The 19,138-nt window shown below is 66.6% G+C and carries 20 protein-coding genes; 8 read left to right on the top strand and 12 right to left on the bottom strand.

The features are described 5' to 3' along the window. Window positions 1-18: 18 nt before the first annotated feature. The 7 genes from dprA to VH499_RS18515 form a co-directional block, all read right to left on the bottom strand. Window positions 19-1,074, bottom strand: a complete 1,056-nt coding sequence (gene dprA, locus VH499_RS18545; RefSeq protein ID WP_332054234.1) for a DNA-processing protein DprA — start codon at window positions 1,072-1,074, stop codon at window positions 19-21. A gap of 39 nt (window positions 1,075-1,113) precedes the next feature. After that, on the bottom strand, window positions 1,114-2,334 hold the full coding sequence (locus tag VH499_RS18540; RefSeq protein WP_332054233.1) for an MFS transporter: 1,221 nt from the start codon (window positions 2,332-2,334) through the stop codon (window positions 1,114-1,116). A 37-nt stretch (window positions 2,335-2,371) separates the two neighbouring features. Then, a complete protein-coding gene (gene plsY, locus VH499_RS18535; protein ID WP_332054232.1) occupies window positions 2,372-2,989 on the bottom strand; it encodes a glycerol-3-phosphate 1-O-acyltransferase PlsY in 618 nt (205 codons plus the stop codon). A gap of 9 nt (window positions 2,990-2,998) precedes the next feature. Continuing rightward, window positions 2,999-3,760: a hypothetical protein gene (locus VH499_RS18530; protein WP_332054231.1), complete on the bottom strand. Its 762-nt coding sequence runs from the start codon at window positions 3,758-3,760 to the stop codon at window positions 2,999-3,001. A gap of 121 nt (window positions 3,761-3,881) precedes the next feature. Continuing rightward, on the bottom strand, window positions 3,882-5,231 hold the full coding sequence (pyrC, locus tag VH499_RS18525; protein ID WP_332054230.1) for a dihydroorotase: 1,350 nt from the start codon (window positions 5,229-5,231) through the stop codon (window positions 3,882-3,884). Continuing rightward, the gene (locus VH499_RS18520) at window positions 5,228-6,193 is read right to left on the bottom strand and encodes an aspartate carbamoyltransferase catalytic subunit (RefSeq protein ID WP_332054229.1); all 966 of its coding nucleotides are present in this window, start codon (window positions 6,191-6,193) and stop codon (window positions 5,228-5,230) included. Before VH499_RS18520 ends, pyrC begins: the two co-directional genes overlap by 4 nt. Before the next feature lie 61 nt (window positions 6,194-6,254). Then, a complete protein-coding gene (locus VH499_RS18515; protein WP_332054228.1) occupies window positions 6,255-7,460 on the bottom strand; it encodes a citrate/2-methylcitrate synthase in 1,206 nt (401 codons plus the stop codon). 86 nt (window positions 7,461-7,546) lie between these two features. On the opposite strand from VH499_RS18515, the gene VH499_RS18510 reads away from it, so the two are divergent. Next, the gene (locus tag VH499_RS18510; RefSeq protein ID WP_332054227.1) at window positions 7,547-8,632 is read left to right on the top strand and encodes a citrate synthase/methylcitrate synthase; all 1,086 of its coding nucleotides are present in this window, start codon (window positions 7,547-7,549) and stop codon (window positions 8,630-8,632) included. Here the strand turns inward: VH499_RS18510 and VH499_RS18505 are convergent. Further along, entirely contained in the window at window positions 8,605-9,201 is a 597-nt protein-coding gene (locus tag VH499_RS18505) for a cytochrome b (RefSeq protein WP_332054226.1), read from the bottom strand. The genes VH499_RS18510 and VH499_RS18505 overlap by 28 nt on opposite strands. Continuing rightward, window positions 9,182-9,781, bottom strand: coding sequence for a YceI family protein (locus VH499_RS18500; protein WP_332054225.1), 600 nt, complete (start codon window positions 9,779-9,781; stop codon window positions 9,182-9,184). The genes VH499_RS18505 and VH499_RS18500 overlap by 20 nt, the downstream gene beginning before the upstream one ends. Before the next feature lie 44 nt (window positions 9,782-9,825). Between VH499_RS18500 and VH499_RS18495 the strand changes: the two genes are divergently transcribed. Together VH499_RS18495 and VH499_RS18490 are read left to right on the top strand one after the other, a co-directional pair. Then, entirely contained in the window at window positions 9,826-10,470 is a 645-nt protein-coding gene (locus VH499_RS18495; protein WP_332054224.1) for a TIGR02466 family protein, read from the top strand. 1 nt (window position 10,471) lies between these two features. Further along, window positions 10,472-10,882 carry a hypothetical protein gene (locus VH499_RS18490; protein WP_332054223.1) on the top strand — a complete coding sequence of 137 codons (411 nt, stop codon included), beginning with the start codon at window positions 10,472-10,474 and terminating at the stop codon, window positions 10,880-10,882. Here the strand turns inward: VH499_RS18490 and ruvX are convergent, their stop codons facing one another. Then, window positions 10,883-11,359: a Holliday junction resolvase RuvX gene (gene ruvX / locus VH499_RS18485; RefSeq protein ID WP_332054222.1), complete on the bottom strand. Its 477-nt coding sequence runs from the start codon at window positions 11,357-11,359 to the stop codon at window positions 10,883-10,885. Window positions 11,360-11,423: 64 nt separating this feature from the next. On the opposite strand from ruvX, the gene VH499_RS18480 reads away from it, so the two are divergent. From VH499_RS18480 to VH499_RS18460, 5 genes are all read left to right on the top strand, one after another. Next, the gene (locus VH499_RS18480) at window positions 11,424-13,934 is read left to right on the top strand and encodes a cation:proton antiporter (protein ID WP_332054221.1); all 2,511 of its coding nucleotides are present in this window, start codon (window positions 11,424-11,426) and stop codon (window positions 13,932-13,934) included. A gap of 77 nt (window positions 13,935-14,011) precedes the next feature. After that, window positions 14,012-14,329: an Asp-tRNA(Asn)/Glu-tRNA(Gln) amidotransferase subunit GatC gene (gatC, locus tag VH499_RS18475; protein ID WP_332054220.1), complete on the top strand. Its 318-nt coding sequence runs from the start codon at window positions 14,012-14,014 to the stop codon at window positions 14,327-14,329. 3 nt (window positions 14,330-14,332) lie between these two features. Beyond that, window positions 14,333-15,805, top strand: coding sequence for an Asp-tRNA(Asn)/Glu-tRNA(Gln) amidotransferase subunit GatA (gatA, locus tag VH499_RS18470; RefSeq protein ID WP_332054219.1), 1,473 nt, complete (start codon window positions 14,333-14,335; stop codon window positions 15,803-15,805). Between the two features lie 111 nt (window positions 15,806-15,916). Further along, window positions 15,917-16,204, top strand: a complete 288-nt coding sequence (locus VH499_RS18465; RefSeq protein ID WP_332054218.1) for a hypothetical protein — start codon at window positions 15,917-15,919, stop codon at window positions 16,202-16,204. An 80-nt stretch (window positions 16,205-16,284) separates the two neighbouring features. Then, window positions 16,285-18,006 carry an N-acyl-D-amino-acid deacylase family protein gene (locus tag VH499_RS18460; protein ID WP_332054217.1) on the top strand — a complete coding sequence of 574 codons (1,722 nt, stop codon included), beginning with the start codon at window positions 16,285-16,287 and terminating at the stop codon, window positions 18,004-18,006. Between the two features lie 18 nt (window positions 18,007-18,024). On the opposite strand, the gene VH499_RS18455 is transcribed toward VH499_RS18460, so the two are convergent. After that, window positions 18,025-18,459, bottom strand: coding sequence for a GFA family protein (locus VH499_RS18455; RefSeq protein ID WP_332054216.1), 435 nt, complete (start codon window positions 18,457-18,459; stop codon window positions 18,025-18,027). Window positions 18,460-18,496: 37 nt separating this feature from the next. Continuing rightward, the coding region (locus tag VH499_RS18450; RefSeq protein WP_332054215.1) for a cytochrome P450 at window positions 18,497-19,138 on the bottom strand (642 nt) is incomplete at its 5' end.

Genomic DNA, 19,138 nt, shown 5'->3' with positions numbered 1-19,138 from the left:
CGGAGCTAAATCACTGATTCAAATCAGAGATACGCGGTTACCCCGGTGCCTTTCCAGGCGGCCTTCCAGCTCGAGGGCCAGCAGGATCTCCGCCACGGTGGCGGCGGACACTTGGCATCGGCGTACCAGTTCGTCAACCGCGGTGGGCGCCGCGCCCAGCGCCTCGAGCACCTTCCCCGTGTCGCCGTCGACGGGCTTTTGGGCTGGTTTTACAAGAGGTTGTGACAGACACTGCGGCCGGCCGAGCACACCCAGAATATCATTGACATCGCGAACCAGAATAGCCCCATCTCGGATGAGGCTATTCGAGCCCACATAACGGGGGTCGAACGGCGAGCCAGGGACGACGAAGACCTCTCGCCCTTGTTCGGCCGCCCGCTGGGCCGTGATCAGGGACCCCGAGCGCGCAGCCGCCTCGATTACGATCACGCCCGCCGAAAGGCCGCTGACGATGCGGTTGCGGCGCGGGAAAGCACGCGCCACGGGCGGCGTTCCCCACGGGGCTTCACTCACCAGCAAGCCTTGCCGCGCAATCGACTTTTGCAGGCGGGCATTCTGCGGCGGATAGATCTGGTCGACGCCGCCCGCCAGTACGGCGATGGTCCCGCTGGCCAGCGCAGCTTCATGCGCGGCCGCGTCGATCCCCCGGGCGAGCCCGGAGGCGATGGTGACACCCGCAGCACCCAAGCTGGTGGCGATATCGCTGGCGAACCGCCGTCCCGCCAGCGAGGCATCGCGAGCGCCGACGATGGCCAGCGTTTGGCGGCCGAGCAGGCCAATGTCACCGACTGCCGACAGGATGGGCGGGGCATCGGGCAGGGCAGCGAGAGCGGCCGGATAGGCGGCATCGCCGAAGACTAGGAAGCGGCCACCAAGCGCCGTGAGGGCCCGTTCTTCATCTGCGATGCGCACCTCCGGATGGCCTCCCAGCTCGCGGCATGCCGCAAGCGCCGAACCAAAATGCGCGAGCGCCTCGTGGAAGGAGACGGGGCCGATACGCGGCGTCCGTGCCAGCCGCAGTCGGGCACGACGTTCGGCTGGATCGAGATCGGGCACGCGGGGACCATCGAACATGGGCCAATCCTAAAGAGAGAGAGATAAAAAGTAAAACACCTATAGGTTGTGTACGCTCGAAGCCAGCCGGCGGCAGAGCAGGGCGCCACCCGTCCCTGCAAGGCCGAGCACGGCGCCCAGCGGCCCGAAGCCTTCGAAACCGACGGTGCTGATCATTGCCGCTCCCAAACCCGCAGCGCCGATCCAGCCGAGGCTCGCGGATGTGCCGTTCAGCCCCAGCACCGTGCCGCGCATCTGCTCCGGCCCCGAAGCGAGCGCTGCCATGTAGGACGGCCGCCCCAGCGCATTCAGCATTACATAGACGAAGCCCAGGGCGACGGAGATCGCCGGCGCCGGGTGCCACATGAAGAGGCCCAACGCAGCAACGCCCGAAAGCGCCATGGTGAAGGCAAAGGTCCTCAGTCGGTCGTGCAGCCGATCCGCGAGCTGGCCGCCAAGGATCGTGCCCAATACGTTGCCAAGCGCGAACACGGCAAGTGGAATGGCGGTCGCCGCAAGCGACAGGTTGTAGATCGCCTGCAGGAAGGTTGCGAAGTAAACGGCGGCCAGACCGTAGCAGATGCGCTCGGCGATGCCGGTGCCAAGCAGTGCCATCACTTGCGGCGAGAGCACGCTTCGCAAGGCTGGTCGCGGCTGGTTCCGCGAGATCACCGGTTTCCCGGCGCGAACGGTGAGCAGCAGGCTCAGGCTGGCCGCGAGCGCGAGCACCGCCACGCAGACGTTCCAGCCGCGCCAGCCGATCATCGACCCGACCCAGGCCGCCAGCGGCACGCCGATGACGAGCGTTAGCGACTGACCGCTCATCACCCAGCCCAGGGCGCGGCCGCGCTGCCGGTCCCCGACGCGCGAGGAGACTTCGCTGAACACGACGCTGGTGAATGCGCCGGCGCAGCCGCCCGCGGCGCTGGCCCACACCGCGACCCGGAAAAAGCTGCCGGCGTTGGCTTGACCGCACATGGCGAAGGCCAGCGCCAGCAGCGCGACGATCAGGAGCACACGGCGGCCGACGAGGTCCGACAGATAGCCGGCTGCGGCCGAGGTGATGCCCCAGGCGATCGATGTCACCGAAACAAGATTGGCAACGAGGGGCATGCTCACGTCGAGATCGTGCGCCATCTCGAGCAGGAAGGGCGCGCGTGTCGTGCCGCTTGACGTCGCGGCAAAGGAACCGAGGCAGGCGGCGCCGATCAAGGCCCAAGGCAGCGCGCGGGAGGCGGAGGAAGTGGTCATGGCGCCGGAGCGCGCGACCCTATCGGCCACCAGATTGGCGAGCAATTATGCGTCGATCGGAGGCTCGCTATGCGGCCGGACTGGCGCCCGCCTTTCCTTGGCCGATCTTGGGCTCGGTGCCCGCGAGCAGACGACGGATGTTGGCGTGATGACGGATCCACACCAGCGGCACCAGGGCCGTAATGGCCAATGCGATCTGCCAATCGACCAGCAGCCACGCGGCGATCGCGCCGATCACGATGCTGAACAGCGTCGCCAGCGAGGAGTAGCCGAACAGCGCCGCCAGCAGCAGCCAGGCGGCGCAGGTGGTGGCGCCCACCGGCCAACTCAACCCCCACATCACACCGAGGGTCGTGGCCATGCCCTTGCCGCCCCTGAACGACAGCCATACCGGGAACATGTGTCCCAGCACCGCGCCGAATGCCGCTGCGATCGCGGTCAACGGGCCGATGACGGCGCAGATCAGCACGGCGACCAGCCCTTTCAGCGCGTCGAGCATCAGCGTGGCCGCGGCCAGGCCCTTGCGCCCGGTGCGCAGCACATTGGTGGCGCCGATATTGCCGGACCCGATCGCGCGGATGTCGCCAAGGCCCGCCGCCTTCGTCAGCAGCAGGCCGAACGGGATCGAGCCCAGCAGGTAGCCCAGGGCGAATGGCATCGCGACGTGGAAGCCATACCACTGCATGGCCGGATCCTACGGGCTCATCACCCGGCAATTGGTCGAATCGACATAGGTCGTCGTCGGCGGACCGATCAGCTCGGTCGAAATCTGCTCGCCCGGGGCCAGACTCACGGGACCGAAATAGGCATCTCCCACCGAGCGCCCTGCATTGCGGAAGGTGCACTGGATTTGCGTGTTGACCGTGTCCGGCGTGTTGGATGTGACCGAGATCGTCACCTGCCAGTAACGGGAGTCGCCGTAGGTGAGGTTGCTGGCCGCCAGCGTCACCAGCGGCATGGGTTGGGCGAAATGGGGAAGCGGCCGTGGACCGGTGCGGCGTATCGGTGGCTGCGGCTTGGGCATGGTGCTATCGGCTGGCCCGCGGCCGGGCGCCGCGCCATGAGGATCGAAGGCGCGATCGGGATCGTAACTCGACGGTGGAGGAGTCGGCTGGCCCGGAGCGCCGCCGATCGTCGCGACGCCACCTCCCGGTGTCGTCAGGGGCGGGGGCGTCGGGGGCGCTCCGCTGTACGACGAGCCGCCGGTGTTGGCAGGCGGCGGGGGTAACGGCGTTGGTGTTGGCGACGGTCGAGGCTGTTGGTTGGTGGCCTGCGGAGCGGGCTGCGGCGCCGGCGCGCCCCCGACATTGTTCTGCACCTTGTCGTAGCAAGCCAGGCGTTGCTGCGTGTCGGTGAGTTCCGAGCAGAGCTGGATGTGGCGGGTCAATTGGTCGAGCAGGTCCTCACGCGACGGCTGATGTTGCTGAGCCTGCGCCGCGCCCGCGACCGTCGCCAAGGCGACGCCGAAAAAAAAGGAATATCGAAAAATCATCGCAAGCCTTGCTGTGCCGGAGAAGCCGGACCATAGCAGACCAAGTGGCCGTTTCGAGGCAATTTGGTCTTCCCGATGCAGGCGCTCAGGCAGCAGCGGCAGTCGAACTGAATTCATCGTCACGGTAGATCGGACGTCCGCCTGCGATCGTCAGCATGGCCTTGCCCTGAACCGGCCGTTCGTCGAACGGCGAGTTCTTGGTCTTGCTCCAGAGATCGGCGCGATCGATCTTCCAGGCATAATTGGCGTCGAACAGGACAAGGTCGGCCGGCGCTCCCTTGGCAAGCCTGCCGCCCGGCAGATTGAACAGCCGTGCCGGCGCGCTCGAGAGGCGCTGGAAAAGCTGCGGAAGACCGAGATGCCGATTGTGCACCAGCTCCAGCGACACGGGGAGCAGGGTCTCGAGGCCGATGCCGCCGGGTTCGGCCTGGGCAAAGGGAACGCGCTTGCTGTCCTGGTCCTGCGGGCGATGGTCGGAAACGATGGCGTCGATGACTCCGCTCTGCAGCCCCTCGACGATCGCCTCCCTGTCCGCCTCGCTGCGCAGCGGGGGTACCAGCTTGCCGAAGGTGCGGTAGTCGCCGACGGCGAGATCGTTCAGGGCGAAATAGGGAGCGGCGGTGTCGCACGTGATCGGCAGACCGCGTGCCTTCGCCGCGGCGATCACCTTGACCGATTCGGCCGTCGAGATCTTGGCGAGATGCAGCCGGCCCCCCGTCATCTCGACCAGGCGGATATCCCGCTCCACCATCATGACTTCGGCGAGCGGCGGATTGCCCGACAGGCCAAGACGCGTCGCCATTACGCCGCTGCTCATGTGGCCGCCCGACAGGGTTGGCTCCTGGGGCAAGTGGACGATCAGAGCGTCGAAGGCCTTGGCATAATAGAGCGCGCGGCGCATGACCTGGGCATTGCCCACGGCATGGTCGGCGTCGGTGAAGCCGACCGCGCCCGCCTCCGCCAGCAGGCCCATCTCGGCGAGCTCCTTGCCCTCGAGGCCGACGGTGAGGGCGCCGTAGGCATACATATTGGCAAGCTTGATCTGCCGCGCGCGCCGCGCCACGAACTCGATCAGCGAGGCATCGTCGAAGGGCGGCTCGTTGTCGGGCAGCAACACCATCGAGGTGATCCCGCCGGCGGCGGCTGCAACGCCGGCGCTTTCCAGCGTCTCCTTGTGCTCCTCGCCGGGCTCGCCGGTATGTACGCGCGTGTCGACGATTCCGGGTGCGAGATAAAGGCCGCGGCAGTCGACCGATTCGATGCCGTAGGGGGCGCCCGACGTGAAAAGGCTGGGACCAAAGTCGGCGATCTTTCCGTCGCTGATCAGCACCGATCCGGCATATTCGCGGTTCGCGGTGGGATCGACGATTCGCGCGTTGATGTAGGCCGTCGATCCTGCGTGCGGCGGCACCCCGCGCACGACCTTGCCGCTCATGCCGCCGCCCCGATCGCGTTTCGGCGGCCGCCGATCAGCGCTTCGAGGCAGGCCATGCGCACGGCCACGCCCATCTCGACCTGCTCGTGGATGACGCTGCGGTCGAGATCGTCGGCGACTTCCGAATCGATCTCGACTCCGCGGTTCATCGGCCCGGGATGCATGATCAGGGCGTCGGGCTTGGCCACCTTGAGCTTCTCGCTGTCGAGGCCGAAGAAGCGGAAATATTCGCTGATCGACGGCACGAACGAGCCCTGCATGCGTTCGGTCTGCAGCCGCAGCATCATGACGATGTCGACGTTCTTCAGGCCCGTCTTCATGCCGTAGTGAACCTCGACTCCCATCTTGTCGATGTCGGTCGGCATCAAGGTCGGCGGTCCGACCACGCGCACGCGAGCCCCCATGATCTGCAGCAGATGGATGTTCGAACGCGCGACGCGGCTGTGCATGATGTCGCCGCAGATCGCCACCAGCAGCCCGTGCAGGCTGCCGCGGCGGCGGCGGATGGTGAGCGCATCGAGCAGTGCCTGGGTCGGATGCTCGTGCTGGCCGTCCCCGGCATTGATGACGGTGCAGTTGACCTTTTGCGACAGGAGATTGACGGCGCCCGATTCGCTGTGGCGCACGACGATGGCGTCGGGCCGCATCGCGTTCAGCGTCATCGCCGTGTCGAGGAGCGTCTCTCCCTTGCGGACCGAGGAGGTGGCGACGTCCATGTTGATGACGTCCGCGCCCAGCCGCTTGGCGGCGACCTCGAAGCTGGTGCGGGTGCGGGTCGAATTCTCGAAGAAGAGATTGATTACCGTACGGCCGGTCAGCACGTCCCGCCGCTTGTCGATCGAGCGGTTCTGGTCGATGTAATTTTCGGAAAGGTCGAGCAGGCCCGAAATTGTTTCAGGCGACAGACCCTCGATGCCGAGCAAGTGGGGCAACCTCGGCACGCCCGCGCGTTTCTTTGTCACTAAAGCGCGACGTTAAGCACGCGCGGCGAACGGCTGCAAGGATACGATTTGGTGGATAAGCTCACCTCGCGGGACGCGGCCCGATGTAGCGCGCGCGCGGCCTGATCAGGGTGGCGGTGGCTGCCTGCTCGAGGGCATGGGCGATCCAGCCAACGGTGCGTCCCAGAAGGAACAGGCCCAGCGCGGAGTCATGCGGCAGGCCAAGAACGCGTTCGAGGGCCACGATGGCGAAATCGATGTTGGGCTCGGCATGGGTCAGCCGCGCGGCGGCTTCCTCCACCCACTCGGCGAACGCCCGCTCGGGCGAGCGTGGCAAGAGCTCGCGCAGGAGGCCGAGGAGCGTCGCCGCCCGGATGTCGCCGTCGGGATAGAGCGGATGGCCGAAGCCAGGGATGCGGGCATGGTCGCGCACAAGCCGGGCCAGCTCGACCTCCGGGTCGTCGGCCTTCCCGAGATTGTCGAACAGGTTCGCTACGCGCCGCGTCAGTCCGCCGTGCCTTGGACCGCCGATGGCGGCGAGGCCCGCCACCGTCGCGCCGTAGAGATGGGCGCCGGTCGAGGCGACAACGCGCGCAGCGAAGGTGGACGCGTTGAACTCGTGGTCGGCCGACAGCACCAGCGCCGCACGTAGGAGGGGAACGCGATCGGCCGGCACCTGCCACGCCGCCGCGAGCTGCTCGTGGATCGGCAGAGCCGACGCCGGCCCGGCGGTGACCGCCGCCGCAAGCAGCCGCAGGATGCGCGCGCCGGTCTCCAGCATGGCGCTGCGATCCTCGACCCAGCTCGGATGATCCCAGCGCGCCGCCGCCGGCAGCAGGATCAGACAACGGTCGATCATCGACAACGTCGGGGTCGCGTTCCAGGCGGCGCGCAGCGCTGCCGACATCGCCGGCAGGTTTTTCGCGCCGAACGGCCGGTCGTCGCAGTCCCACAGGAGCTGGGCTACCTGCTCGAGCGAGCTGCTGCGCGCCAGCCGCGCGGCGTCGTGTCCGCGATAATAGAGACGGCCGTTCTCGATAAGAGTCAGGGACGACTCGAGCACGGGCGTCCCGAAGTCCAGAGCATTGGCCGCGATCGACTCGGCCTTGCGTCCAACCGCGCGCCGTCGCTTCAGGCGCGCGATATCGTCGGCCCGGTAGCGGCGCTCGCGACGTCCTGTCGTGCCCTCCGACCGCAACAGACCGCGGCTGACATAGGCGTAGAGGGTGGCCGACGAGACGCCCAATTGGCGCGCCGCTTCGGCCGAACTGATCCATTCGCTGCTCATGGTTTAATTATTGATCTATTCAATCAATATTGACAATATATCTCTTGAGGCCGGAATGTTCCCGTCGAACCGAGAAGGGGACTCCGATGCTCCAGACACGCGTGGATAGCGGCCTCGATGGCGTAGTCGTGGCCGATACGGTCATGAGCGAGGTCGATGGCGAAGCCGGCCGGTTGATCGTTCGCGGCCATGGCCTGCAGGAACTGGTCGCTAATCGCGGCTTCGAGGGCGTCGCGGCCTTGCTTTGGGCGGGCTATGGCGAGAGCGGCGACGAAGCCGCGGTTCGCTGCGGGCTCGGAACTGCGCGCGTCCGCGCTTTTGCCGACGTGCCGCGCCTGCTCGCAGCCACGGATGGGCTTGGTCCGGTTGAAGCACTGCGGGTCGGCATTGGTATGCTGCCCGATTCCGATCCGACTCCTCATCACCATCTCGTCTGCGGCGCGATACCGGTGTTCCTGGCGGCGCTCCTCAATGCGCGCATGGGGCTGTCGGCCATCGCGCCCGACCCGTCGCTCACGACCGCGCAGGACCTGCTGCGGATGATGCGTGGCCAGCGCGCCGGCGCGGTGTTCGAGAAAGGCCTCGACACCTATCTGGCGACGGTGGCCGACCATGGCTTCAATGCGTCGACCTTTACCGCTCGCGTCGTGGCCTCGACTCGTGCCGGCCTGATCTCGGCCGTGCTGGCGGGACTCTGCGCGCTCAAGGGGCCGCTGCACGGCGGCGCACCCGGACCGGTCCTCGACATGCTGGACGAGATCGGCGAGGCGGGTCGCGCGGAGGCGTGGTTCGACGAGGCCTTCGCCAAGGGCACGCGGTTGATGGGCTTCGGCCACCGCGTCTACAAGGTGCGCGATCCGCGGGCCGACGTTCTCAAGGCCGCGGTGGCGACGTTGCCATCGACGGCCGGTCGGCTCGCCTTTGCCGCCGCCGTCGAGCAGGGAGCGATCGCGGCCCTGCGCAAGCACAAGCCGGGCCAGCGACTCGAGACCAACGTCGAGTACTATACGGCCCTCCTGCTCGAAGCTTTGGAGGTGCCGCGCGAGGCTTTCACGGCCTTGTTCGCGGTCGGCCGCGTCGCCGGCTGGTGCGCCCATATCTTCGAACAGGAAACGGACGGCCGCATCATTCGGCCGCAATCGAACTATGTCGGGCCGAGACCCGAGGGCTGACGCGACCGCGACGCGGGCCACATGCGCCGCAGGATGCCGTCATGTCGCAGTACATCGTGGCGAAAGACGGCCGCGACATGAACGGCAAGGACGGCCATCAGCGTCCAGGCCAGCCAATGGTGGGTCGTGCGCAGTCGTTCGAAGAGGCCGAGGTTGCGCGGCACGAGGTCGGGCAGCGGAAGGAAGCCCAACCAATAGACCGAGACACCGCCGGCCGAACTCATGAGCCAGCCGGTGATTGGCAGGGCGAGCAGCAATATCAGCAGCGCGACATGGGAGAATGGGGCCAGCCGGCGCTCCCACTGTGTGACGGCCGTGGGCAGAGGCGGTGGCGGCGCGTGCCTGCGCCAGACGATCCGCGCCACCGTCAGGACGAGCACGGTAAGGCCAATCCATTTGTGCCAGGCATAGGCCTGCAGCTTGGCAAGTCCGATCGGCAAGCCGACCATCCAGAGGCCCAGCCCAAGGAGCCCGAACACCGCGGCCGCCGTGATCCAATGCAACGCCTTCGCGACCGGCCGGTAGCCGGTGACCGGCTCCGGGCGCGCGTCAGCGCCAGGCGTCGGCACGGATGGAGATGTCGACCGTGTCGCCGACGACATCGATATACTTCGTCATGCCGAACTCCGAGCGCTTGATCTGGCCCTGGCCGCGAAACCGCGCATAGGGCGCACCCGGCGGCGCATCCGGCTTGCGGTCGAGCACCGAGACGTCGAGCTGCATCGGCTTGGTGATGCCGCGCAGCGTGATCTCACCCGTCACCTTGAGCTTGTCGGCGCCGAGGCGCTCCACGCTGCTGGAATGGAAGGTCATCTCGGGGAATTTGTCGACGTCGAAGAAATCGGCGTCCTTCAGCATGTCGGTCTGCTGCTTGTCGAGCATCTCGATGCTCCTGGTATTCACGCGCACGTCGACCGTGCTTTTGGGAACGTCGGCATCGTCGACGCTGACCATGCCGCGCCAGTCCTTGAACGAGCCGGTGGTGCGAAAGAGCTTGGAATCGCCGATCGAGAAATCGATCGTCCCACGCTCGCCGCCGATCTTGAGCTGTTCCAGCGCCCACGCCCCGTGCCCCGGGGCGAGAGCTGCGACGGCGGCTCCCAGCACGAGCTCACGGCGGGCGATTCCAGTCGTTGGCGGGCGCGGCATGCGAAACCATAGCATGCGGTCGCCGCATCACGGATAATCACGTCATGGCGATCCAAGCCCTATTTCCGACACTCGTCTATCGCGCCCCGCTAGCGACCATTCGTGTCCGCCACTTCGATCAAAGCCTGTTCGACGAATGCCAGGCGCTGGCCGCATCCGATGCGGCCGGCCAACGATGGTCGGCGAAGCACTATCTCGGCGGCTACACGTCCTACGGTTCGCTCGACCGGCTGCATTTGATCTCGACCCTGTTCGACAGGCTGCGGCGCCAGATCGACCGGCATGTCACCCGTTTCATCCGTTCGCTGCACTACGATCTCGCCGGCCGCAAGGTGGCGATCACCGATTGCTGGCTGAATGTCATGCCGGCCGGTACCGTGCATTCACTCCATTTGCACCCGACCTCTTTCGTCAGCGGCACATACTACGTCGCGGTGCCCAAGGGTGCTGGCGCGCTCAAGTTCGAGGATCCGCGCCTGTCGCGTCTGATGGCCGCCCCGCCGCGTCGCAGGGATGCGCCGCGCGCGGTGCGTCCCTTCGTCAGCATGACCACACGACCCGGGGATATCGTCCTGTTCGAAAGCTGGTTGCGCCACGAAGTGCCGCCTGCGAATTATGCCGGCGAGCGCGTGTCGATCAGCTTCAACTATGCCTGGGCTCCGGCGACGTCCGGTGGAAGGGGGAGTTGAAATGCGTGGCATTGCCGCGGCTGTGTCGTTCTTCGCCCTCGTGATGGGCTGGGACGCCGCGCGCGCCGACTGTCCGATGGATCTCGGCCACGGGACCGGCTGGGTGGTGTTCTCGGAGCACTACATGATTGCGTTCCGTCCCGATCCCATGCTGATCGAAGTGGGCGAGCCGGTCTCCCTGATCATGAATGTCTGCACCAAGTCGGGCGAGGCTGCCGAGCTCGTGAGGGTCGGCGCCGAGCGGGTCGATGCGAAGACGGCCGGCCAGCATCTGAAGGTCAGCGGCGGGGCCAATGGCCGCTATCGCGTGGACGGTCTGTCCTTTCTCGCGCCGGGCCGCTGGGAAATCGAGTTCGATGTCCGTTCCGCGGAAGGCAGCGAAGAGCTGACGCACGAGATTGTCGTCAAGTGATCAGCGGAGACGGGCCAGCGCACTTTCGAGTATCCAGGCGGCGGCCGCGGCGTCCACCCGTCCAGCGCGTTTGGCCCGGCTCATGTCGTAGTCCTCGATCATGCCGCGCGTGACGGCGGCGGTGCTCAGTCGTTCGTCCTGCAGGACGATGGGCAGTGCGGCCAGCGCGGGCGGCCCGCGGGCCGCGATGTTGGCTGCGAACTGACGCACCGACTGGCAGCGTGGCCCCTCGCTGCCGTCCATGTTGAGCGGCAAGCCGAGCACGAGTGCCTTCGCCTCCTGTTTCCTCGCAAGATCGGCAAGGCTCGCGAGGTCCGTCGCGAGCCCGGCCCGTCTCAGGACGAGAAGCGGCGTGGCGAGCGTGCGCAACGCGTCGGAGGTGGCAACACCGATCGTCCTGGTTCCTACGTCGAGTGCCATCAGGCGGCTGCTGGCCGCCAACGATGCCTTGAGATCAGGAAAGTCGACGATCGGCATTGCGCCTTATAGGGCCTGCGCAATGTCGGGTCGACAAGGTGTGCGCTTACAGTAAGTTGGGATTGTGACTGCCGTCCTCTACGCTCTCCTGGCGCTCGCGATGGTGCTGACGATCGTCAGCCTTCTGGTGCCGCTTGCCGAACGGTTGCGTCTGCCGCACACGGTCCTGCTCGCCGCCACGGGTCTAGGTCTCGGCCTGGTCGGCGATTGGATGGTCGCCCGAGGCCCGTCGACCGGGGTGCTCGGTGATGCCTTCGAAGGGCTTGCCGGAATGGAAGTCGGCACCGACCTTCTCCTGCCGCTGTTCCTGCCGCCGCTTCTGTTCACCGCCGGCCTGACGATCGACGTACGCCGGCTGATCGACGAGATGTCGGCCGTGCTGCTGCTCGCCATCGTGGCAGTGCTGGTCTGCATCGCAGGTGTGGCAGGCGTCGTCCACCTCGCGACCGGCTACGACATCCTGATCTGCCTGCTCGTGGGGGTGATCGTCTCGACGACCGATCCCGCAGCGGTGATCGGCATCTTTCGTGATGTCGGCGCTCCCAAACGGCTTTCGATCCTGGCGGAAGGGGAGTCGCTCCTGAACGACGCGGTGGCCATCGCCGCGTTCGGCTTCGTGATGCATCTCATGATCGTGCGCGTGTCGCCGGATATCGGCGAGGCCGCCTCGACGGGAGCGGCGGCGCCGGTGATGCACGTCCTGCAGGACTTTCTCGGCGGCGTCGTGTTCGGCTTCACGTTCGCGCGCGCGGCCATGTTGATCCTGTCACGGCTGGGCGAGTCGGACGTGGCGATCGCATCGGTCACGGTGAGCCTCGCCTACCTCAGTTACGTTCTTGCCGACCACTATCTCGGAGTGTCTGGCGTGGTCTCGGTCGTGGTCGCGGCCCTGACAGTGGCGGCCTATGGACCGACCCACCTGCATCCGCGCCAATGGACGGCGTTGCGCCAGCTCTGGCACCAGCTCGACTTCTGGAGCAACTGCCTGATCTTCGTGCTCGCCTCCATGGCGGCCGCGCAATTCCTGCCGCACATCACCTGGCTGTACATCTGGGGCCTGCTCGCGGTGGTGATCGGCGCGATGCTGGCGCGCGTGCTGGTCGTGTTCGGCATGCTGCCGCTGCTGGAGGCAGGGCGCCTCGTCGAGCCTGTCGATCAGCGGTACAAGGCGATCCTGGTATGGGGCGGTCTGCGTGGCGCCGTGACCATCGTGCTCGCCATGGTCGTTGCCGGCGACACGCGCCTGCCGGACGCCGTCCGCGAATTCACGGCAGAGCTTGCCATCCTGTTCGTGCTTTTCACCTTGCTGGTGAACGCCACCACGCTCGGGCTGGTGATGCGTGCCCTGGGCCTGAACAAGCTCAGCCGCGTCGAAGTGGCATTGCGCGACCGCGTGCTGGCGTTGTCGCGCGTCAACGTCCAGCGCCACCTTCGCCAGGTCATGCGCGAGCACAACGAGCGGGTGGTCGGCCTCGATGTCGATCCGGATTCGGCGGGCGACGCCGAGATCGAGGCGCCGCCGGCCGATCTGCCCCTTGAGCTGCGCGAGCGTCTGTCGGTCGGCCTGCTGACCCTGTGCACGCAGGAGAAGGAACTCTATCTCGATCTGTTCGAGCAGCAGACCTTGTCGCGCCGCATGGTCGCGCTGCTTACGGCGCGGGCGGACCGGCTGATCGATGCCGTCCGCGACCGTGGCGCGTCCGGCTACCGGGAGGTGGTGCAGAGCTTCACCCAACCCGACCTCGCATTCCGGCTGGCACTGTGGCTGCATCGCCGTTTCGGCTTCGGCTGGCCGTTGACCGAGCGTCTGGCCGACCGCTTTGAAATCCTGATGGTGTCGCAGGATGTGCTGGCGGAGCTGGCGGCCTTCAATCTGAACTCCGTCGCGGATTTGCTGGGCGCCGACGCCGAGGAAAGGCTGGGAGCGATCATCACGGATCGCCAGGAACTCGTCGCCCGGGCGCTGAGAGCCCTGTCGCTGCAATATCCGGGCTACGCCGAATCGATCAAGGACCGGCAACTCGAACGGGCCGCGATCCGCTTCGAGGCGGCGGAGTATTCGCGGCGGCTGCGCGAGTCCATCATCAGTCGCGAGGTCTACGCCGATCTGCGGCGCAAGCTGAACGCACGTCGCAAGGGCGTCAGCCGGCGGCCGCCGCTCGATCTGGGCCTCGAACTGGCCGCCATGATCGCGCGTGTCCCGCTTTTCGGGTCCCTCGATGCGGCGGCAGTGCGCGAGGTTGGCCGGCGCCTGCGTGCGCGTCTGGCCATGCCGGGTGAAAAAGTTGTCGCCGTCGGCGGCAAGTCCGATGCGATGTACTTCATCGCCGCGGGCGAGGTGGCGGTCCATGTCGGCGGCATGACGGTGACACTGAAGGAAGGCGACTTCTTCGGTGAGATGGGTCTCCTCGAATCGCGGCCGCGCAACGCCGACGTGGTGGCCGCAGGCTATTGCCACCTGCTGGTCCTCTCGCGCAAGGATTTCAACGAGCTGCTGTCGCGGCGGCCCGGCATGCGGGCCGAGATCGAGGCGGTCGCCGCCAAGCGCGTCGCCGAAACCGGGGCGGCGCAGTAGGAAGGCTTCAGCCGGCCGTTGCTCCAGCGCGACAAAACCGCTACCAACCGCGCCATCCAAGCGTTTCGGAGCAGAGAATGTCGCTCGACAAGGACACGGTGGCGCGCATTGCGCGGCTTGCCCGTCTGAAGGTACCGGAGGAGGAGCTTGTCCCGCTCGCGGGCGAGCTGTCGGGGATCCTTGCCTGGATCGAGCAACTGAACGAGGTCGACACGCGCGACATCGAGCCGTTGGCGAGCGTCTCGGACGTCACGCTGCCCATGCGCGCCGACAAGGTGACGGACGGCGGAATCGCCGAGAGGGTACTGGCCAATGCGCCGGGCGGCGCTGTCTATCTCGATCCGCACGACAGAAACGCGGGAGGCTTCTTCACCGTGCCGAAGGTGGTGGAGTAGGCAATGACGTCTCTCACCGATCTCACCGTCGCCGGGCTCGCGGCGGCGATGGCCCGGAAGGAGGCCAGCGCCGTCGAAGTCGCCGAGGCGCACCTCAAGAAGCTCGACGAGCATCGCGACCTCAACGCCTTCATTGCCGAAACGCCTGACAAGGCGCGAGCGATGGCGAGTGCATCGGACGCGCGGCGCGCAAAGGGTGAGGCCGGCCTGCTCGAGGGTGTGCCGCTCGCAGTCAAGGATCTCTTTTGCACCGAGGGCGTGCAGACGACGGCCGCCTCGCACATCCTCGAGGGATTTGTGCCACCTTACGAGAGCACGGTGACTGCCAACCTCTGGAGGGCGGGCGCGGTCATGGTCGGCAAGACCAACCTCGACGAATTCGCCATGGGTTCGTCCAACATGACGAGCTATTTCGGCGGGGTCGAGAATCCGTGGAAGCGGCGCGGCGACAACCGCAAGCTGGTGCCGGGCGGTTCGTCGGGTGGCTCGGCGGCGGCGGTCGCGGCCTACATGGTGCCGGGGAGCACCGGCACCGATACCGGCGGATCGATCCGCCAGCCGGCGTCCTTCTGCGGTATTGTCGGCCTGAAGCCGACCTATGGTCGCTGTTCGCGCTGGGGCGTAGTCGCGTTTGCAAGCTCGCTCGACCAGCCGGGCCCACTCGCGCGCACCGTGGAGGATGCGGCGCTGCTCCTGCAGGCGATGTCGGGGCACGATCCGAAGGACTCGACCTCGGCACCGCTTGCCGTCCCCGACTTTGCGGCAGCCGCACGCAATCCCGACGTCAAGGCACTCAGGGTCGGCATTCCCAGGGAATACCGAGTCGAGGGCACCTCGGCCGAGATCGTTGCGCTATGGGACAAGGGCATGGAGATGCTCAAAGCATCGGGAGCGGAGCCAGTCGAAGTCTCGTTGCCGCATACGAAATACGCGCTGCCGGCCTATTACATCGTGGCACCGGCCGAGTGCTCGTCCAACCTCGCACGCTATGATGGCGTGCGTTACGGCCTGCGCGTGCCGGGCAAGGACCTGATCGAGATGTATCAGAACACGCGCGCGGCCGGCTTCGGCAAGGAAGTGCGGCGCCGCGTCATGATCGGCACCTACGTTCTCTCCGCCGGGTACTACGATGCCTACTACAAGAAGGCGCAGCAGGTGCGGGCGCTGATCGCGCGCGACTTCAGGCAGGCCTTCGAGAAGTGTGACGTGCTCCTGACGCCGACTGCCCCGACGGCGGCCTTCGCGGCCGGTGAGAAGATGGACGATCCGGTGACCATGTATCTCAACGACATGTTCACCATCCCGGCCTCGATGGCGGGCCTGCCCGGCATCTCCGTCCCCGTCGGCCTCGACGAGGATGGCCTGCCCCTCGGCCTGCAGCTCATCGGCCGCTCGTTCGACGAGGAGACCATGCTGCGTGCGGCAGCGGCGCTCGAGAAGGCGGCAGGCTTCAGCGCACGGCCGGCGGGATATTGAGGCGAAGCTCATGGTGTCCCCGTTCATGCCATGCGGGGGAGAAGAGCGAATATGATCGGTGCCGGCGAGCGGCTCGTCCTTTGGCGACGCTGCCAACATCGGGGAGGGACCATGCGCTCGAAGACCGTTGCTCTGGCTCTCGTTCTGGTGCTGCTCGTCGCCGCTTGTGCGCATCAACCGCCGCCCGCCGGCGGACCGCCCTTGCCGGGCCTCCTGCTGGGCTTGCTGCACGGCTACATCTCGTTCTTTTCGCTCATCGCTAGCCTCTTCTTCGAGGTGCGCATCTACGCGTTTCCCAATGCCGGCTTCTTCTACGACCTCGGATTCGTGATCGGCGCCTTTGCGTTCTACGGCAGCGGTTCGCGCACCTACAGCTACACCTATTCGCGATGGCGCTGACCGGTCGCTGTTCCGGTCTGCGGCGGCATGCGGTCCGAGGCCCTTTGCGCTAGACTTCCCGGAATCCCGGAGGGAACGACATGGCGGACTACGATCTGGTCATTCGCGGCGGCACCGTGGCCGATGGCACGGGCAACGGCTTGCGCGACCTCGATGTCGCCGTGCAGGACGGCAAGATCGCGGCTCTTGGCAAGATAAGCGGCCAGGGGACGGAGGAAATCGACGCCAGGGGGTTGCTGGTCACGCCGGGCTTCGTCGATATCCACACGCACTATGACGGCCAGGCGACCTGGGATTCGCGGCTGCAGCCGTCGAGCTGGCATGGCGTCACAACGGCGGTGATGGGCAACTGCGGCGTGGGCTTCGCGCCGGTGAAGGTCGCGGATCGCCGGCGCCTGGTCGAGCTCATGGAAGGTGTCGAGGACATTCCGGGCGCTGCGCTCGACGAGGGTCTGAACTGGTCGTGGGAGTCTTTCGGACAGTATCTCGATGCGCTCGATGCCCGTCCGCGCGACATGGATCTCGGCGCCCAGCTCCCGCACGGTGCGCTGCGCGTGTTCGTGATGGGTGAGCGGGCGGCCAAGCTCGAGGAGGCGACGCCGGACGAGGTCGCGCAGATGCGCGCGCTCGCAACCGAGGCGATGCATGCCGGCGCGCTGGGTTTCTCGACCTCGCGCACCCTCAACCACCGCACCGTCAAGGGCGATCCGACGCCCTCCTTGAGGGCCTCGGAAGCCGAGCTTCTGGGCATCGCGCTGGGCATGAAGGATGCCGGGCGAGGCGTGATCGAGTTCATCTCCGATTTCAACACGCCCGATCCCGAGACCGAGTTCGCGATGCTCGACCGTCTGCTGGCGGCGAGCGGCCGTCCATTTTCGGTATCGCTGGCCCAGCGTCACACCAAACCGGAAGGCTGGCGGCGCCTGCTTGGCCTGGTGGAAGGGCTAGCGGCCAAAGGACACTCGGCCAAGGCGCAAGTGGCGCCGCGGCCCATCGGCGTCCTGCAGGGCCTGCAGGCGAGCCGCATTCCGTTCTCGATGTGCCGGTCGTACAAGGCGATCGCCCACAAGACGGTTGCCGAGCGGCTGGCAATCATGCGCGATCCCGCTTTTCGTATGCAGCTCCTGGAAGAGTCTCACGAGCCTTTGCGCTCCGATATGGCGGCGCGCCTCGTCGACTACGATCGCATGTTCCCGCTGGGCGATCCGCCTGACTACGAGCCGCCCCGGGAGACCTCGCTTGGCGCGCGAGCCCGTCGCGAAGGTCGCGATCCGCGCGAGATCGTGTACGACTATCTGATCGAGGGCGAAGGCAGGAACTTCATCTTCGCGCCGTTCGCCAACTACGCCGCCTACAATCTCGACTGCTGCAGCGAGATGATGCAGAGCCCGCACACGCTGATCGGGCTAGGCGACGGCGGCGCGCATGTCGGCTTGATTTCGGACGGCTCATACCCGACCTACCTGCTCTCGCACTGGGCGCGCGACCGCAAGGCCGGTCGGCTCGACCTGTCCTGGCTCGTGAAGCGCCATACGCTCGACAACGCCGGCGCTGTCGGTCTCACCGATCGCGGCAGGGTCGCGGAGGGCTACAAAGCCGATCTCAACGTGATCGACTTCGACAAGCTGCGGGTCGAGGCGCCGGCAATGAAGTGGGACCTGCCGGCGGGCGGCAAGCGCCTGCTGCAGCGCGCCACGGGCTATCGGGCCACGATCGTCTCGGGCAGCGTCACCTATCGCGACGGCGAGCCGACCGGTGCGCTTCCCGGCAAGCTGGTTCGCGGGCCGCAGACTGTGTCGTGACGGCCGGCCGGCCGCCACTTATCGATCGGCTGATTCAGCGGCCACCGAATGCCCCTCGAACTGGGGCAGGTCGTCGGTGATGGTGAACCACGGCGCCTTTGAGCCGACGAAGATGTGTTGTGTCGGCCGGATGGTCGGATCGTCGACCAGGGTTCCCATGGCAACGTGAACGAAAGCCCCCTCGCGCACGACCGAGTAGAGCAGCGAGCCGCACAATCCGCAGTGCGTGTTGTTGCCATCGGCGTCGCCGAAGACCATGAGCTTGTCCTGGCCCTCAGTGACAATCAGCTTGACGCGCTCGATGCCGGCGAATGGCTTGAAGGCCGAACCGGTCGTGCGCCTGCAATTCGAGCAATGGCAGTTCATTGCATAGAGGAATTCGTCAGCCACGGCGTAGCAGACTGCGCTGCAGTAGCACTTTCCGCGGAGCGTGCGGCTGCACGTCTTCTCCACTTTCGCCAGGCGTTCTCTCCATCAGAGCAAGCAGTGGCTAGTGTAACGCGACAGGCAGCGATTCCAATCCGCGCAACGTGAAGGTCGGGCGGCGCGTGGGGGTGCCGGCGAGCTCGATCGTGTCGAAACGATCGAGCAGCGTCTTGAAGGCGATCTCGCCTTCCATGCGCGCCAGCGCCGCGCCGAGACAATGATGTATGCCACCGCCGAAGGCGACATGGCGGCGCGCATCGCGGGTGACGTCGAGGCGGTGAGGATCGGCAAAGGCGGCAGGATCTCGATTGGCCGCGCCAAGCACCAGCATGATTTCGTCGCCGGCTTTGACCGGGCAACCGACGACTTCCATATCCTCGACCACGACGCGCTGGGTGATCTGCACCGGACCGTCGAAACGTAGCAGCTCATCGACCGCCGGGCCCAACAACTCAGGCGAACGGCGTAAGAGCGCCAGTTGATCGGGCGCGCGCAGCAGCGCCAGCGCGCCATTGCCGATCAGATTTACCGTTGTCTCGTGACCTGCCACCAGCAGGAGCTGGGCGAGCGCCACGATCTGACGCGGCGAAATGCGATCGCCATCCGCCTCGACGGCGGCCAGCGCCGACAGGAGATCGTCCGCGGGCCTGCGCCGGCGCGCCGCCAGCAGGTCTCCGAGATAGGCCTGCAGCCCCTGGCGGGCGTC

The sequence above is a fragment of the Reyranella sp. genome, assembly GCF_036558665.1.
GTDB lineage: Bacteria > Pseudomonadota > Alphaproteobacteria > Reyranellales > Reyranellaceae > Reyranella.
The sequence above is the reverse complement of the archived record's forward strand: the minus strand, read 5'-3'. Positions and strand labels throughout refer to the sequence as shown.

Excerpts from the sequence above, each read along its gene's own strand:
- dprA (WP_332054234.1), bottom strand. The coding sequence starts at position 1,074 with ATGTTCGATGGTCCCCGCGTGCCCGATCTCGATCCAGCCGAACGTCGT.
- plsY (WP_332054232.1), bottom strand. The coding sequence starts at position 2,989 with ATGCAGTGGTATGGCTTCCACGTCGCGATGCCATTCGCCCTGGGCTAC.
- pyrC (WP_332054230.1), bottom strand. The coding sequence starts at position 5,231 with ATGAGCGGCAAGGTCGTGCGCGGGGTGCCGCCGCACGCAGGATCGACG.
- VH499_RS18515 (WP_332054228.1), bottom strand. The coding sequence starts at position 7,460 with ATGAGCAGCGAATGGATCAGTTCGGCCGAAGCGGCGCGCCAATTGGGC.
- VH499_RS18510 (WP_332054227.1), top strand. The coding sequence starts at position 7,547 with ATGCTCCAGACACGCGTGGATAGCGGCCTCGATGGCGTAGTCGTGGCC.
- VH499_RS18500 (WP_332054225.1), bottom strand. The coding sequence starts at position 9,781 with ATGCCGCGCCCGCCAACGACTGGAATCGCCCGCCGTGAGCTCGTGCTG.
- VH499_RS18495 (WP_332054224.1), top strand. The coding sequence starts at position 9,826 with ATGGCGATCCAAGCCCTATTTCCGACACTCGTCTATCGCGCCCCGCTA.
- VH499_RS18490 (WP_332054223.1), top strand. The coding sequence starts at position 10,472 with ATGCGTGGCATTGCCGCGGCTGTGTCGTTCTTCGCCCTCGTGATGGGC.
- ruvX (WP_332054222.1), bottom strand. The coding sequence starts at position 11,359 with ATGCCGATCGTCGACTTTCCTGATCTCAAGGCATCGTTGGCGGCCAGC.
- gatC (WP_332054220.1), top strand. The coding sequence starts at position 14,012 with ATGTCGCTCGACAAGGACACGGTGGCGCGCATTGCGCGGCTTGCCCGT.
- gatA (WP_332054219.1), top strand. The coding sequence starts at position 14,333 with ATGACGTCTCTCACCGATCTCACCGTCGCCGGGCTCGCGGCGGCGATG.
- VH499_RS18465 (WP_332054218.1), top strand. The coding sequence starts at position 15,917 with ATGCGCTCGAAGACCGTTGCTCTGGCTCTCGTTCTGGTGCTGCTCGTC.
- VH499_RS18460 (WP_332054217.1), top strand. The coding sequence starts at position 16,285 with ATGGCGGACTACGATCTGGTCATTCGCGGCGGCACCGTGGCCGATGGC.